A 15925-nucleotide genomic window follows, 5' to 3' on the forward strand; every position below is an offset into this window, starting at 1 on the left:
CACGAAGACTTATCATGTATCGCATCCGAATCTCGGCCATTTTATTGGTCGCGGGCGTCGTCGCGCCCGCACTGGCGGACGAACCCACCGCTGAACAACTGAAGTTCTTCGAAGCGAAGATTCGCCCCGTCCTCATCAGAGAATGCTACGGGTGCCATTCCAATGAATCGGGGAACGTTCGCGGTGGGCTGCGATTGGATTCGCGAGAGTTGACGCACATCGGTGGCAGCAGCGGCCCTGCGGTGGTGCCAGGCGACGTTGATGAGAGTCTGCTCTACAACGCGATCATCCACGAAGACTTTGTGATGCCGCCGAAGCGGAAGTTGCCGCAGAACGTCATCGACGATTTCCGTCAATGGATTGAAATGGGGGCGCCCGATCCGCGTGTCAACGAAGTCATTGAGATTCGTCCCTCGATCTCCGAAGAGGACATCGAACAAGCCAAGGAGACATTTTGGGCGTACCAGCCACCCGTATCCCATGCCGCCCCGTCGGTGAATAACGCGGACTGGCCACGGACAGATGTCGATCGATTCGTTCTCGCGAAATTGGAAGAGAACGAACTCGCACCGGCCGATGATGCGGAATCTTACAAGGTGCTGCGGCGTCTGTGCTTTGACCTCGTTGGCCTGCCTCCGACTCCCTCGCAAATCGAAGCGTTTGCGGATCGATGGAAGTCAGATCCGGACAAGGCGATCGCTTATGTCGTCGACCGTTTATTGGAGATGGATCAGTTTGGCGAACGTTGGGGGCGACACTGGCTCGACGTCGTTCGGTACGCCGAGTCCACAGGGCGCGAAGTCAACCAAACCTATCCCCATGCGTGGCGTTACCGCGACTTCGTGATTGATTCAATGAACGAAGACAAACCGTTCAACCAGTTTGTCCAACAACAAATCGCAGGCGATCTGATGCCCGCGAAAACCGACGAGCAGTGGGCGGAGAATCTAGTCGCCACCACGTTCATGGCCATCGGCCCCAAAAACCTTAACGAAGCCAACCGGGTTCAGTTCGCAGCCGACTTGGTCGACGAACAAATCGACGCGACCACGCGAGTCTTCTTGGGAACGTCAGTCGCGTGTGCCCGATGCCACGACCACAAGTTCGACGCGATCCCTCAAGCCGACTACTACGCGTTGGCGGGAGTGTTCGCCAACATGACCACCTATTTCGGAAACCCACCGTCCGAGTTCGGAACGATTACCAACGCGCAAACACGGCAATCGAGCAGCCTGCTACGACTGCCAATTGACGATCCCAACCCCTACGACAAACGATACACCGCAAAAGAGTTGCAAGACCTCCGCGATGAAATGGCCGAGAAACAACGAGAAATCGCCACGCTCGGTCGCGGTTCGGCGAACTCCAGCGGCAACGCCGCCAACGCGCAACGGACGCGACTGCGGTTACTCAATGAAATGTCCATGTTGTCGGCCAAACTGGGCGTCGTTGACGAAGACGGCAACCCACGCAGTTATTGCATGGGCGTGCAGGAACGCAAACGTCCGTCCGACGTTCGCCTCCTCGTGCGAGGCGAAATTGATCAACCCGCGCAAAGCGTCGAGCGTGGCTTTCCACAAGTGTTGTGCAGCGTCCAACCGGATATCGATGAAGACGAAAGCGGGCGACTCGAACTGGCGCGGTGGATCGGCAGCGAAGCGAATCCACTCACTGCTCGCGTGATGGTGAACCGGATTTGGCAACACCTCATTGGACAAGGAATCGTCAGCTCGGCGGACGATTTCGGCGTCACAGGGCAACCACCCAGTCATCCCGAATTGCTCGATACGCTCGCCGTGCAGTTCATGCAATCGGGTTGGTCGACCAAATCGATCATCCGAACCATCACCACGTCTCGCGTCTATCGGATGAACACCGCGTATGATCGTCGATCGCACGAGGCGGATCCGGACAACGCATTCGTATGGCGAGCCAACCCACGACGATTGGACGCCGAAGCCATCCGCGATGCCATGCTCAGCGTCAGCGGCGAAATTGACTTCGAACGCCCTCGCGGTTCGGAAGTCGCCAAGGCAGGATTCACACGAGTCACCGGAGGCGTCTTAGGGAACCCTCGCGACATTGCCCGCAAAGCATTTGAATCCGCAGGACAATCGCGTCGTCGAATGCAGCGAGGGTCAAGAAATCAGATCGCCGAAGAGGTGGCTCGAAAGATCACCGGGCAACTCAACCAAGAAGATGCGAAACACCGCAGCGTTTACTTAACAATCGTTCGCGACGAAGAGCCTCGATCGCTTTCCGTCTTCGACTTTGCCGACGCGAGCACGATCATCGGTACGCGAGAATCGTCGAACACCGCTAACCAAGCTCTCTACATGATGAACAATCGCTTTGTCATTCAGCAAAGCGAGGCGTTCGCCGACCGAGTGATTCGCGAACGAACGTCCCCCAACGACCGACTCGAATACGCGTTTCTGTTGGCCTATGGACGTCCCCCAACGTCATCCGAACGCACCGCCGCCGCGTCCTTCATTCGTGATTTTGCATCCACGACCGGCTTTCGATCGCGGAGCAAAGACACCATCAACGCACTCTGTCAAAGCCTCTTCGCGTCCGCCGAATTCCGCTATCTCGATTAACTGGAAATACCATGTTCTCACGACGTCACCTACTGCAAAGCATGTCAGCCGGTTTCGGGTACCTCGCGTTCGCCGGGATGTGCAATGAACGAGCCGCCGCCGAAGCGGCATCAACGAATCCGCTGGCGCCTAAGACGCCTCACTTTCCCGCGCGGGCCAAACGCGTGATCTTCCTCTGCATGCAAGGTGGCCCCTCGCACGTCGACACGTTCGACTACAAACCCCAACTCGCCAAAGACCACGGCAAGTCCGGCAAATACGGCGGATCCTTGCTGAAATCGCCGTGGGAGTTCCGCCAACGCGGTGACAGCGGGTTGTGGATTTCGGACATTTTCCCCAACGTCGCCAAACACGCGGACGACATGACGCTCATCCGCTCGATGCAGTGTGATCAACCGGTTCATCCGGGAGCGATGACGCAAATGCACACCGGCACAGCACAGTTCATCCGCCCGTCGCTCGGCGCGTGGACGTTGTACGGGCTAGGAACCGAGAACGAAAGTTTGCCAGGATTCGTCTCGCTCAATCCTCCTTCGGGAAGCTCGCGAAATTATGGCAGTTCCTTTTTGCCCGCGATCTACAGCGGATCGAAAGTCGGGCGGTCATCGCGTTTCGGGCGCGGCAACAGTGGCGAAAGCGTTCCCGACATTCGCAACCCAAACCTCTCGGAAAAACAACAACGCAAACAACTCGACCTGATTCAACGACTTAACGAGGAAAAGCTCAAACGGGAAAAATACCAGCCCGGAATCGAAGGCATGATCGAATCCTACGAACTCGCCTTCCGAATGCAGGATGCCATGCCGTCCCTGATGGACACGTCCGAGGAAACTCAGTCGACACTCGATTTGTACGGCATCAACAATGCCACGACGGAGAGCTTTGGCAAGCAATGCTTGTTGGCCCGGCGATTTGTCGAAGCCGGTGTCCGGTTTGTGGAAGTCACCCACGGGAACTGGGACCAACACGTGAATTTATCTGTCGATCACAAAGCCCGCGCCGAAGCCTGTGATCAGCCGATCGCGGGATTGCTGCAAGATCTCAAACAACGTGACATGCTCAAAGACACGCTGGTGATTTGGGGCGGCGAATTTGGACGGACCCCTGCCGCTCAAGGCGGTGACGGCCGCAACCACAATAACAAGGGCTACACGACCTGGATGGCCGGAGGCGGCGTCAAAGGTGGATTCAGCTACGGTGCGACTGACGAACACGGCTACGAAGCGATCGAGAACAAGTGCCACATTCATGATTGGCACGCGACGATCCTGCATCTGCTCGGACTCGATCACGAGCAACTTACCTATCGCTATGCCGGTCGCGACTTTCGCCTGACCGACGTACACGGAAACGTCGCCACCGATATTCTCGCGTGAGTAAACCAACAATTCGCTAGATCAAATTCAGTCGCCTTCTTCGGTGCGTGACGCCAGCACCCAACGTGACCCCGGTGTCTAACACCACAAACAATCGAACCTCTTACGGCCCCCATGAACACTCATGGAGGGCCGTTTTCGCTGCGTGGTTTGACCTATCTCCCGTGGAATGCTCTCGCATCCAACCTGGTCGCGAGAGCACACATGCGTCGAGTCGATTTACCGAATCCGGAACCCCGAAGCACCAACCGCCGATCGGTATCGCATCCATCAACCAGCGCCGCCGGGACGACTTTGAACCGCGAAACCGCATGCGGGCATAACGCCACCTATGCCCGAAATTTGTTCACAAACTAAAACGCTTGGCACGTGCTGGCCACCGCCAATCATTACTCTCTCAAACGAACGACCGACCGACTCCCATGTGTCACCAATCCGCAATTCATCAATAGCGGTAATCGCAAAGGTATCACTCCACAAGTTAAGAGTCTTCATGATTCCGGAGTGATAAGAGGGTTTGGATACGACGTCCCATTGAGCCGGTTCGATCACTTGAGGGGCGTCATCAGCACTCAATGCACACGCCATGATGGTGTCGGGTTCGTCGCGACGAATCTTTAGCTTCAGAACGAATAGGTACGTACGATCCGTATCGAGCATTTTCCCCACATTATGCAGTCCCTTTCCCGTCGAGCAGAGCAAACGTTCGTTCTGCGCGATCGAGCACAAGAACACGACGCTCTCTGGTCCTGGTGACTTGCGAGAGCCATCCGCAGACGGCGTGAGATGAAAGGAAATTCCCGCCGTCGACTTCTTCACGCCCTTTTCAGCCAAACGCTTTTTGTGAATGTAGCAACTCAAAAACAGATCGCGATCTTCGTCCAAATCAATCCCGTCGGTGAGATCACGCGAGCACCCGGTTGCCGAAGGAACCACGAAGTAGTTTCCATCTCCACGCTCCAACCACCCTGGTGATTTGATGTAGTTTCCCTGACGCACAACGGCCAAAGCAGGACCAGGTTTTCGATTTCCGCGGAACCAAGGAGTCTCCCGACCATGACCATTGAGATTCCCCTTATAGACCCAACGGGATTGAATGCGGCACGACGTACGATCTTCCCGTCTCGTCGTTAGACATCGCGGCTACCGCGGTCGCGTTGGGCAACGGAGACACCTCGGGTCCCGAACTCGAGGGTGTGAACCTGATTCCATACGTGACGGGGCAAAAAGACGGCGTCCCTCACGAGGCACTTTACTGGCGAATGGAAAGCGGCAAGCACTGGGCCGTTCGCACACAGGCAGCCAAATACCTCCTGCCACGCACCGACGTCGGCGACAAACCGATGCTGTTTGATATGGAACGTGATCCCTACGAGTCGAATGACATCGTCAACGAACGTCCCGAACTCCGCCAACAACTCGCCGCGTTGTGGAACCAATGGAACGCAAAAAACCAGCCGAACCAATATCTTCAAGCAGGCGCGTACCAGAAAGCTCGCTTAAAGTTCTAACACGAACTGCGTCAAAAGCTGGACGCCGAAGCGGCTCAGAAGAGCCCCTTGGTTATCGAATAGAGTCGGTTGGCCGAGTCTCCGCAATCAGCAAAACTAGCTGCCGTCGCAGGATGAATTCTTATCACGAAACGTGCCACAACAGGCCGACGACTCCAACAACCGTTCGACGTCGGCGGCGAGATCACGGTCTTCGAGCGTTTGGAGAAACCATCGTCGTTCGGTGTCCTCAAGAGCAACAGCCTGATTAAACAACGAACGCACGACTTGATGACGATCCGCGTCATCCTGCGGCGGTGTCGTGTCACCGGATGGTCGTGTGGATTCGGACAAAGAACATTCCTTTGTTATGGGGATGAGGGGAGCCAACTTCAGATGCCAGAATTACTCAGTCACGGAAGAGTTATTTCATCTGACACAAGCCTCAGTGTTTGTCGACACCGACCGACCAATGGCCGTTGACTCTCCAGGATATCGATCGGATTGACTTTAGTCATTCGCGCCCCGTTGAACAAGCGAACCGGGTTAGAACCGATACTTGCTCGACCGTGTTGCCGAATCGACATTTCGCGGCGTCAGTCCCTATTCACGCATGGTGAACAAGCGTCGCTCGAGATCTGGCACACCGAATGCATCTTGGACGATGAACCGAAGACTGAACTTCGAGTACCAAAGCAAAGGATGCTTTACCGTTGAGTATTCCTTCACCTCAGACGCACAAACCCACAGGATTTGCCGAACCAATCGTGGCAAACACGGGCCGGCTGATCAGACCCGGCATCGTAGTGACCCCAGCGACCCAACGTCGCACGGGGACTCAAAACCGCAAGTCTGATCGACGTCCGACCACTCTTTCACCGACCGCAACCCAAGTTGAGACGAACCGCCACCGACAAAATTGAGCATGAACGGCAAACCGAAACACAGTCGAATTTTCCTACACACCACGAGTCTTGTTGATGCGTTATCACGTTCTCGCAGCCGACTACGACGGCACGCTCGCCCACGACGAACGCGTCGATGATTCCACGGTCGAGGCGCTTCGGCGACTTCGTGACTCGGGCAGAAAACTCATCTTGGTGACAGGGCGCCGTTTGGAACCGGTGCTCGAACTGTTCCCCGAGGTTTCACTCTTTCATCACATCGTTGCGGAAAACGGCGCGTTGCTTTTCGATCCAACCACGGGAGAAGAAACACTCCTAGCTGCCCCGCCACCTCCCGAGTTTGCTGCGGAACTCACCCGACGCGGCGTTCACCGTCTTGAAACCGGTCGATGCATCGTCGCAACCTGGCAACCCTTTGAAACGATTTCGCTAGACGTGATCCGCGAGTTTGAAATCGACTTGCAGATCATCTTTAACAAGGACGCCGTCATGCTGTTGCCCAGCGGCGTTAACAAAGCCTTCGGGTTAAGTAAGGCGTTGCAGCGGATCGGATTCTCGTCACACAATGTCGTGGCCGTTGGTGACGCGGAAAACGACGAAGCGATGATGCGTTCGTGTGGCGCCGCTGCTGCGGTCGACAATGCCCTCCCGAGAGTGAAAGCGATGGCGGACGTGGTTCTCCGTCATCCGCGTGGAAAAGGCGTGGAAGAATTGATCGACATGATCATCGAAAATGACCTCGACGAACTTCGGCATCGTCCGCACCGACAACTCGTCCTTGGAACTCGACTCGACGGCGAACCATTCTCGATTGCGAGTCATGGCGAAAGCGTGCTGGTGACCGGCGGTCCGGGTGGCGGTAAAAGCAAACTCGCAATTCGAGTGATGGAATCGCTCACCGAACGAGGCGAACAGTGCTGTGTCGTTGATCCAGAGGGCGACTACCGCGGGCTCGATGGGTCGATCACGTTGGGCACTGCGGAACGTGCACCCGACGTCGAAGAGGTGGTCGGCGTTCTCGAGTCGCCAGACGATCATTGCGTGGTGAGTTTTTTCGGCATCGCGAAAGACGACCGCCCCGAATACTTTAACAAACTCTTCCGCGCCCTCTCCGAACTACGCAGTCGCACGGGAAGGCCACACTGGATCATCGTGGACGAGGCTCACTATGCGGCACCGAAAGACTGGCAACCGGCCAAGATGTGGAGTGGTGACGAGTTAGCCGGAATCATTTTCATCACCGCCTATCACGACCGAATTTCCCCCGCGGTGCTCGAACACGTTGATTGGATCATCTCGATCGCGGAGCAACCCGAAGACGCGATCGAACAATGTTGTCAACTCATGGGTGACGCACTCCCTTCATTCGACCGCCCCAAAATCGAATGCCAACATGGTGCGTTAGCATGGCGAAGAGGCGAACGGTACCCGGTATGGTTTAGCCGCCTGTCACCTCGCGATGAGGGGCAACGTCACCAACACAGCTACTACGAAGGAGTGATGGATGAGGAACTTCAATTCGTCTTTCGTGGAGTGGACAACCGAATGTCGCTAGCCACAGGCAATCTCAAGGAATTCATCAAAACGGCGTCCGGCATTGATGACGAAACTTGGATTCATCACCTCAAACATGGTGACTACTCAACTTGGTTTCGAGACATCATCAAAGACCCTGAAGTCGCCGATGAGATTGCCACAATCGAACGCAACACTGGACTGCCTGCGAAAGACAGTCGCGAGATGATTGCCGATCACATTCTCAAACGCTTCAAACCACCATGGTGAAGTAATGTGGTTTCAGCTCAACGAATTGGTTGAATCGATACGAGTCGCTGATTTACTCGACATCGCGATCGTTGCTTCGTTGCTGTATTTGACGTTCGTCTGGCTACGTGACCGTGCATCGCGATCACTTGGGATCGTTGCCTGCGTGTTGGGCGTGATCTTTTTGCTCGCCCGTTGGCTCGATCTTTATTTGACCACGATGGCATTCCATTACGGTTCGGTGGGAATGTTGATCGCCATGGTGGTCGTCTTCCAACATGACCTTCGGCACGGCTTCGAACGACTGGCCTCGTCACGTTGGTTCCGTCGCTCGCATGCTGATTTGCCGTGCAGGAAGATCGTCGACACCATCACCGAAGCGGTTGCCGATATGGCCGATAATCGCATTGGTGCGTTGATCATTTTTCCCGGTCGCGAACCGCTGGAACGACATGTCCGTGGAGGCATTGATGTCGATGGAAAGATCAGCCAGCAATTGCTGCTGAGCATCTTTCACCCGAAATCCCCTGGGCATGACGGCGCCGTGCTGATCACGCAAAACCGGATCGCTCAATTGGGCCTTCATCTGCCGTTGACCACGCAGTTATCACAGATCCACGATGGCGGCACACGCCATGCTGCGGCGTTGGGCCTCGCCGAATGCAGCGACGCGATCGCGTTGGTTGTCTCCGAAGAGCGTGGCACGATCTCGCTCGCTCGCGATTCAACGTTGACCGTAATCGAACCTGCCGACGTCGCCGAGCATCTTCGCGCGTACTTTTGCGAGCAATCGGGTGACGGTTGTCGGAATCGCGAATCAAGACGCGTCGATTGGCTCACCAAATTGACAGCCGTTCTCGCAGCGGTCACGTTATGGCTGTTGTTCGCCTACCACACCGACACAATCCAGCGAACCCTGGTGGTACCGATCGAATATCGCAACCTGCCTGCGACGCTCGAAATTGACGATCCGAAACCAACCCACGCGGAAGTCACGTTATCGGGATCCGAACCCGCGTTCGCGGTTCTCAACCCTCGCGAGTTGGCGGTGTCTCTCGAAGTCAAAGACGTCAACGGACGTCGGGTGCTCAGTTGGCAGACGGAGCCCAACCTCGTCAACATCCCAAGGGAACTCCGCGTTCAAAACATGAGCCCCGAAACCGTTATCGTCACACTGCGAGAAAAGCCCAATTCGCACGAACTCGCGCAGTAAGCAGGAGGCCATGACCACCACGAGGTGATCGCGGCCTCAGAACAGGAACCATTTCAGGGCGTCATCCGCATGTCCGTTAAACGATGCACTGCGCGACCGCGTTTTGCAGTCCCGTCATCGGATCGCCAGCGGGAATGAACTCGTGCGCGAAGTACCCGTCATACCCCGTGTCGGCGATCGCGCGGGCGATAGGCGGGTAGAACAACTCCTGCGTGTCGTCGAGTTCGTGACGCCCAGGATTTCCTGCGGTGTGGTAGTGACCATAGTAAGGGTGGTTCTTTTCAATCGTTCGAATGATGTCCCCTTCCATGATTTGCATGTGATAGATGTCGTAGAGCAACTTGAAGTTATCGCTTCCGACTTGTTTCACTAACTCAACGCCCCATTCGCTGTTGTCGCACATGTAGTCCGCATGGTTGACTTTGCTGTTGAGAAGTTCCATCTGCAGGGTGACACCAGCGGCCTCTGCGACGGGAACGATTTTCTTCAACGCGTCAACGCAGTTCTTCATTCCGGTTTTACGATCGATTCCGCGAGCGTTCCCGCTGAAGCAAATCACGTTCTTCCAACCTTCCGCCGAGGTCGCTTCGATGGCGGCATTCATTTTCTCAAGTGCCTCGTCGTGAAATTTGGGGTCACACAATCCATTTGCGAGCGAGTGTGAACCCACCATCGTGCAGACGAGCCCATGCTTTTTCAGCGTTGGAAAATCATCTGGACCTAACAAATCGATGCCGACCATACCTAACTTCGAGGCGGCAACGCACATGTCGTCCAAGCTGAAATTCTTGTAGCACCATTTACAGACGGACTGATTGAGTCGACCTTGTTTGGCATCGACTGATTCAGTGGCGGGTGTGGCGGCGACGGCGTCTTGCGCGACGACCGAACCGGCGGATGCGAGCGTCGCGGCACCGGCGGCGGTGGCCAGCGAACGTGAAAGGAGACTGCGGCGGGAAACCGAATCGTCGGGACGGGACATCAGCAGAACTTCCGTTGGGTTGGGGAGGAAGAGGATGGAGGGAAACGCGATGAGGCCGTACGAGACAGCATGTTTATCGCGACATGCCATTGTATACAAACACGGGCCTGAAACCGCTGCGACAAACAGACATTGGTCGATTCCGTTAATGCGTTCCCAATCGAGAGCGATTCGCAGTCCTAAAGCGGGCACACCACTGGCATTGACGAGTCAGTGCGTCATCGCGAATGTTCAACAACAGCCGTTCAGGAGCTCTTGGAATGCATTCGCAGCACAGTCCAACCGGAACGAATCGCCTCGCGAAAATTCAGCTTGCTGTCGCCGATGGTTCGCTCGGTAAACGTAATGGGGACTTCCGTGAATGTCGCACCTTGGTGATGTAGCTTGAGCAGCACTTCTTGCAGAAACGAATAACCTTCGGACGGTTGATCATCGAGATCCAGTTCAGCAAGTTTACTGACGCGGTAACACCGAAACGAACCGCTGGCATCGTTCACGGGCAGACCGAGGCGTCGCCGAGCGATCAGATTGATCCACCGGCTCATCCATTTTCGACGAAGGGGCCAACCAACAATCTCCCCATCGGGAACATAACGTGAGCCTACCGCGACATCGCATCCGTCACCAACGGCCGCAACCAATCGAGGCAAATCGGCAGGGTCGTGGGACAGGTCTGCATCGAGATTGCAGAACAGATCGTAGCCGCCGTCGATCGCGGCGATCATTGCAGCAAGGATCGCTCCACCGAGCCCGCGTTGATCTCGAACGAGGCATTTAATCGAGTCAGCTCGGTCGCGAGACTCCGCAAATTGTCGAACCCGTTCGGCCGTTCCGTCAGGCGAATCATCATCGACAACGAGGATGTCCGCATCGGGCAGCGCGTCCGAGATTCGGCTGAGCAGGGAGGAGACATTCCCCGCTTCGTTGTAGGTGCAGACTCCGACGAGAATTCGAAGATTCGATGACATAAATTCCGTCGTGTCTTTTATCGAGCGTCGAGTCCGTTCTGGCGAGCCTGCGGTGCGGGAAATGGTGCAGTAGACGCGAGTTATTTAACGTTAGTTTTTCAGAACCGGAGGGGTGCCGGTTGTCTGTCACGAACGCTTCGTGACATTCCATCAGGGCTCGCGACGAATCGTTTCGGAGACAACGATCCGAAGCGAATGGCTCACGCGCGCCCTTTCCTGTCTATTTCGTCCTACAACGCGAGCAACAAGCGGCTCGGTGCTTGCAGGTAACTGATCACGTCGTTGAGGAAGCGAGCAGCGGTGCCGCCGTCGACGAGCCGGTGATCGTACGACAGGCTCAGCGGCATCATCAACCGTGGCTGAATCGAATCATCGGGCATCACGACAGGCAATTTCCGACTGCGTCCGACCAACAAGATCGCGACTTCGGGAACGTTCACGATTGGTGTGCTGTATTGGCCGCCGATCGCACCGAGATTGCTGATCGTAAACGACCCGCCCTTGAGATCACTGACGGCGAATTGCCCGCCACGTACCTTACCGGCCGTTTCGGCCAGGGCACGAGTAATGTCTGGGATGCCCATGCGATCGACGTCTGGAAGAACCGGCACGACGAGGCCGCGATCGGTATCCACGGCGATTCCGATGTTCACGTAATCTTTGTAGATGATCTGTTCGTTGTCGCTATCGATCACGGCGTTGATCGCCGGGTGATGCCGCAGCGCGGTCGCGACGGCTTTGATCAAGAATGGCATCGTAGTGAGTTTCAAACCCTGAGCCGCGTAGTCGTCTTTGCTAGACTGACGCAGACGCTCCAGGTCGGTGATATCCGCGTCGTCAAAGTTGGTCACGCGTGGAACGCTCGACCAAGAAACATGCATTTGAGCAGCGATCGTTTTACGGATCTTGCTCATGCGTTCGACTCGGATCGGGCCGAATTCGTCTTGCCCTTCGGTACCTGGCAGATCCGAGCCACCCGCCGATGCGGATGCGGCAGGACGAGCCGGGCGGGAGGAACCGCTGACCGATGCGGCTTTGGTGGTGTTCGCCGAACGCACGGCGGCGAGAACGTCATCTCGAGTGATCCGTCCGCCAGGGCCCGTGCCTTGGACGTTGGCCAAGTTGACGCTGGTTTCACGAGCGAGACGCCGGATGGCGGGACCAGCAGGAATCGAGCCGGAGTCGGCAACGGTGACGTTATCCGCCATTGGACGTTCAATGGTCGCCGGTGCGACGGGCGCCGCCGGTGCGGCAGGCTTGTCCGCAGGAGGCGCGGCCGAAACGGGCGTGGGAGCTGGTTTGGGTGCCGGAGTCGGCTCAGACGCGGGTTCTGGCTTCGCCTCCGCTTTGGGCTCCGGAGCGGCTGGTGCAGGTTTGGCGGGTGCTGCGTCGGCACCTTCGGCGGCTTCGACTTCGATCAGATCGCCACCGATCGGAACGGTATCGCCTTCGCTGACCGAAATTTTGGTCACCTTGCCGCTGACGTCCGAGGGCACAGGAACCGTTGCTTTGTCTGTTTCCATCTCGATGATGTCATCACCGGCACTGATAACGTCACCGACGGATACGAAGATTTCGAGGACGTCGCCGGATTCAATACCGTCGCCGAGTTCAGGAAGTTTGACTGCAGGCATGGGAGCAAGAGATATAAGGGTGAAAGGCAGCAGGTAACAGGTGCATCAGAAAAAGGTGACAGGCAAAGCGTTTCAGGTCCACCTGTGACCTGCTCGCTCGGACCCGAACGCCGGATTAGGCGAAGTACGGGTCGATCTTTTCGGCGTCGTAATCGAGATCTTTGATTGCGGCGGCGACATCCGACATTTCGAATTCACCGGCCTTGGCCAATCGGTAGAGGGTTGCGATCACGATCGACTCGGCATCGACTTCGAAGTGACGACGAAGGGCTTCGCGGGTTTCGCTACGTCCCATTCCGTCTGTCCCGAGCACGTAGTAGTCGCCTGGGACCCACGGAGTCAATTGCTCTCCGAGTGCCCGAACGTAATCGCTGGCCGAGATGAATGGACCTTCGACGCCTTCGAGCGTTTCTTCGAGGTAACTCTTACGAGGTGTTTCGGTCGGGTGCAGTCGGTTCCAACGCTCGCAGGCACCGGCTTCGCGGCGGAGCTGCGTGTAACTGGTGACGCTCCAAACGTCCGAGGCGACCGAGTATTTCTCGGCCAGGATTTCCTGAGCCTTCAGAGCACAATTCAAGATCGCACCGCTGCCGAACAACTGAACGCGTTTCTTCGAACCGTCGACATCGACGCTCTTGTATTTGTACATCCCCTTCACGATGCCGTGCTCGCATCCTTCGGGCATTTCGGGGTGCATGTACTCTTCGTTTTCGGCCGTGATGTAGTAGATGCACTGCTCGCCATCGGCGAACATGCGTTGCAGACCTTCTTGCACGATCACGACGACTTCGTACGCGAATGCGGGGTCGTAAGCACGCACGGTCGGATACGCGATCGCGTTGAGCAGGCTATGTCCGTCTTGGTGTTGGAGACCTTCCCCGTTGAGCGTGGTGCGGCCGGCCGTACCACCAACGAGGAAGCCCTTGGCACGCATGTCGGCGGCAGCCCAGATCGAGTCACCGACACGCTGGAAACCGAACATGCTGTAATAGATATAGAACGGAATCATGTTCACGCCGTGGCAACTGTACGCTGTCCCGGCGGCGTTGAAGCTGCTCATCGAGCCGCATTCGGTGATGCCTTCTTCGAGGATTTGGCCGTCCTGGGCTTCCTTGTAGAACGCGATTTGGTCCGAGTCAGCGGGCTCGTAAAGCTGTCCGGCGTGGGCGTAGATACCGAACTGACGGAACATGCCTTCCATACCGAAGGTGCGTGATTCGTCAGGCACGATCGGCACGACGTTCTTGCCGATCTTCTTATCGCGGCACATCGCGATGAGAGTTTGAACGACAGCAAACGTGGTGCTGATGCTCTTGTTCTCAAGCTTGCTGATGAGTTTACCGAAGTCCTCCATCGAAGGAACGTCGATCGTTGGCGGGGATGCCGGACGACTCGGCACGGGACCACCGAGTTCTTTGCGGCGTTCCTGCAGATACTTCATCTCGGCACTGGTGCCCGGTGGTTTGTAGAACGGTGCGTTGCCGACTTCTTCGTTGCTGATCGGAATCCCGAATCGGGTTCGGAACTCGAGCAACTCGGCTTCGTTCATCTTCTTTTGGTTGTGGGCGACGTTGCGTCCTTCGCCCGCTTCGCCGAGACCGTATCCCTTGACGGTCTTTGCCAAAACGACGGTCGGTTTCCCGTTGTTCATCTCGGTGGCTTGCTTGTAAGCCGCGTAGACCTTTTCCGGATCGTGACCGCCACGGCGGATCTTCTCCAGTTTTTCGTCGGAAAGGTGTTTGACCAGTTCGAGCAATTCGGGGTACTTGCCGAAGAAGTGCTCGCGGATGTAGCTGCCGGGCATCGACGTGTATTTCTGGTACTGGCCGTCGACGACCTCATTCATCCGTTTGGCGAGCAATCCGGTCTTGTCGCGGGCGAGCAATTCGTCCCACTCGCTGCCCCAGATGACCTTGATGACGTTCCATCCGGCACCGTGGAAGATCGATTCGAGTTCCTGGATGATCTTGCCGTTCCCGCGAACCGGTCCGTCGAGACGCTGCAGGTTGCAGTTGATGACGAAGATCAGGTTGTCGAGTTTCTCACGCGAGGCCAAACCGATCGCGCCGAGGGTTTCCGGTTCGTCGCATTCGCCGTCACCGAGAAACGCCCAAACCTTTTGCCCCTTGGTGTTCTTCAACCCACGGTCGTTGAGATATTCGTTAAACCGGGCTTGGTAAATCGCCATGATCGGGCCGAGACCCATCGAGACGGTGGGGTATTCCCAGAACTCAGGCATCAACCACGGGTGCGGGTAGCTGCTCAGGCCGCCGCCTTCGGAGAGTTCGCGGCGGAAGTTTTCGAGTTTCTCTTCGTTCAGTCGTCCTTCTACGAACGCTCGCGAGTACATCCCCGGCGAGGCGTGACCTTGGAAGTAAACCGAGTCTCCTGAATAGCCGTCGGCGCCGCGACCTTTGAAGAAGTGGTTGAAGGCGACTTCGTACAACGTCGCACTACTGGCAAAGGTGCTGATGTGGCCACCGACGCCACCGCCACGTTTGTTCGCCCGGACGACCATTGCCATCGCGTTCCAGCGGATGATCGATTTGATGCGTCGTTCGAGCTCACGGTTGCCCGGGTAGGCGGGCTGCTTGTGAGGCGGAATCGTGTTGACGTACGGCGTGGATGTGTCCGCAGTCAATGTCACGCCGTGTTCGGCGGCCCGGTCACGAAGTTGGTCGATGAGGAATTTAACGCGTTCGGGGCCTTGGCTTTCGAGCACGTACTCGAGGGAGCTGAGCCACTCCTGCGTTTCATAGGTATTGATGTCGATATCGGCGGATTTTTTCAATTCGCCGAGGCTATGGGCGAGTTCGTTTTGGGCGACTTCGACTTCGGCAACATTATTGGAATCGGTCATCAAAAACGGGAGAAATCCCGGCCTCACGGAACGTGTTCAAAAACAGCAGTTGGTGCAAAAACTCTTTGGCGCCCTACACTTTAGTCAGACGACCCGTGATCCAACAAGGTATCCTTCGACGCCACCGCTGGCG

At 56.5% G+C, this 15925-nt stretch carries 11 protein-coding genes; 5 read left to right on the forward strand and 6 right to left on the reverse strand.

The window, feature by feature from the left end:
- Positions 1-14 precede the first annotated feature (14 nt).
- Complete coding sequence (locus FHS27_RS06640) at positions 15-2600, forward strand: PSD1 and planctomycete cytochrome C domain-containing protein (RefSeq protein WP_184303401.1); 2586 nt, start codon at positions 15-17, stop codon at positions 2598-2600.
- Positions 2601-2611: 11 nt separating this feature from the next.
- On the forward strand, positions 2612-3976 hold the full coding sequence (locus tag FHS27_RS06645; RefSeq protein ID WP_184303403.1) for a DUF1501 domain-containing protein: 1365 nt from the start codon (positions 2612-2614) through the stop codon (positions 3974-3976).
- Between the two features lie 270 nt (positions 3977-4246).
- Here FHS27_RS06645 and FHS27_RS06650 read toward each other — a convergent pair whose 3' ends face one another.
- Positions 4247-4984: a hypothetical protein gene (locus tag FHS27_RS06650; protein ID WP_221224925.1), complete on the reverse strand. Its 738-nt coding sequence runs from the start codon at positions 4982-4984 to the stop codon at positions 4247-4249.
- A gap of 188 nt (positions 4985-5172) precedes the next feature.
- Between FHS27_RS06650 and FHS27_RS06655 the strand changes: the two genes are divergently transcribed.
- On the forward strand, positions 5173-5487 hold the full coding sequence (locus FHS27_RS06655; protein ID WP_184303407.1) for a hypothetical protein: 315 nt from the start codon (positions 5173-5175) through the stop codon (positions 5485-5487).
- Between the two features lie 96 nt (positions 5488-5583).
- On the opposite strand, the gene FHS27_RS06660 is transcribed toward FHS27_RS06655, so the two are convergent.
- Complete coding sequence (locus FHS27_RS06660; RefSeq protein WP_184303409.1) at positions 5584-5820, reverse strand: hypothetical protein; 237 nt, start codon at positions 5818-5820, stop codon at positions 5584-5586.
- 626 nt (positions 5821-6446) lie between these two features.
- Here FHS27_RS06660 and FHS27_RS06665 point away from each other — a divergent pair.
- Together FHS27_RS06665 and FHS27_RS06670 are read left to right on the forward strand one after the other, a co-directional pair.
- Positions 6447-8156, forward strand: a complete 1710-nt coding sequence (locus FHS27_RS06665; protein WP_184303411.1) for an HAD-IIB family hydrolase — start codon at positions 6447-6449, stop codon at positions 8154-8156.
- A 4-nt stretch (positions 8157-8160) separates the two neighbouring features.
- The gene (locus FHS27_RS06670) at positions 8161-9348 is read left to right on the forward strand and encodes a diadenylate cyclase (protein WP_184303413.1); all 1188 of its coding nucleotides are present in this window, start codon (positions 8161-8163) and stop codon (positions 9346-9348) included.
- A gap of 76 nt (positions 9349-9424) precedes the next feature.
- Here the strand turns inward: FHS27_RS06670 and FHS27_RS06675 are convergent, their stop codons facing one another.
- The 4 genes from FHS27_RS06675 to aceE form a co-directional block, all read right to left on the reverse strand.
- Positions 9425-10330, reverse strand: a complete 906-nt coding sequence (locus tag FHS27_RS06675; RefSeq protein WP_184303416.1) for a hydroxypyruvate isomerase family protein — start codon at positions 10328-10330, stop codon at positions 9425-9427.
- A gap of 245 nt (positions 10331-10575) precedes the next feature.
- Entirely contained in the window at positions 10576-11298 is a 723-nt protein-coding gene (locus tag FHS27_RS06680) for a polyprenol monophosphomannose synthase (protein WP_184303418.1), read from the reverse strand.
- Between the two features lie 230 nt (positions 11299-11528).
- A complete protein-coding gene (locus tag FHS27_RS06685) occupies positions 11529-12932 on the reverse strand; it encodes a 2-oxo acid dehydrogenase subunit E2 (RefSeq protein ID WP_184303420.1) in 1404 nt (467 codons plus the stop codon).
- 115 nt (positions 12933-13047) lie between these two features.
- Positions 13048-15792 carry a pyruvate dehydrogenase (acetyl-transferring), homodimeric type gene (gene aceE, locus FHS27_RS06690; protein ID WP_009101623.1) on the reverse strand — a complete coding sequence of 915 codons (2745 nt, stop codon included), beginning with the start codon at positions 15790-15792 and terminating at the stop codon, positions 13048-13050.
- Positions 15793-15925: the final 133 nt, after the last annotated feature.

Origin of the sequence: Aporhodopirellula rubra (assembly GCF_014192335.1) — a bacterium.
In the GTDB taxonomy this organism is placed as follows: domain Bacteria; phylum Planctomycetota; class Planctomycetia; order Pirellulales; family Pirellulaceae; genus Rhodopirellula; species Rhodopirellula rubra.

Bases quoted from the DNA above. Each gene is read 5' to 3' on its own strand.
- FHS27_RS06640 (WP_184303401.1), top strand. From the start codon at position 15: ATGTATCGCATCCGAATCTCGGCCATTTTATTGGTCGCGGGCGTCGTC.
- aceE (WP_009101623.1), bottom strand. From the start codon at position 15,792: ATGACCGATTCCAATAATGTTGCCGAAGTCGAAGTCGCCCAAAACGAA.
- FHS27_RS06665 (WP_184303411.1), top strand. From the start codon at position 6,447: ATGCGTTATCACGTTCTCGCAGCCGACTACGACGGCACGCTCGCCCAC.
- FHS27_RS06685 (WP_184303420.1), bottom strand. From the start codon at position 12,932: ATGCCTGCAGTCAAACTTCCTGAACTCGGCGACGGTATTGAATCCGGC.
- FHS27_RS06675 (WP_184303416.1), bottom strand. From the start codon at position 10,330: ATGTCCCGTCCCGACGATTCGGTTTCCCGCCGCAGTCTCCTTTCACGT.
- FHS27_RS06680 (WP_184303418.1), bottom strand. From the start codon at position 11,298: ATGTCATCGAATCTTCGAATTCTCGTCGGAGTCTGCACCTACAACGAA.
- FHS27_RS06645 (WP_184303403.1), top strand. From the start codon at position 2,612: ATGTTCTCACGACGTCACCTACTGCAAAGCATGTCAGCCGGTTTCGGG.
- FHS27_RS06670 (WP_184303413.1), top strand. From the start codon at position 8,161: ATGTGGTTTCAGCTCAACGAATTGGTTGAATCGATACGAGTCGCTGAT.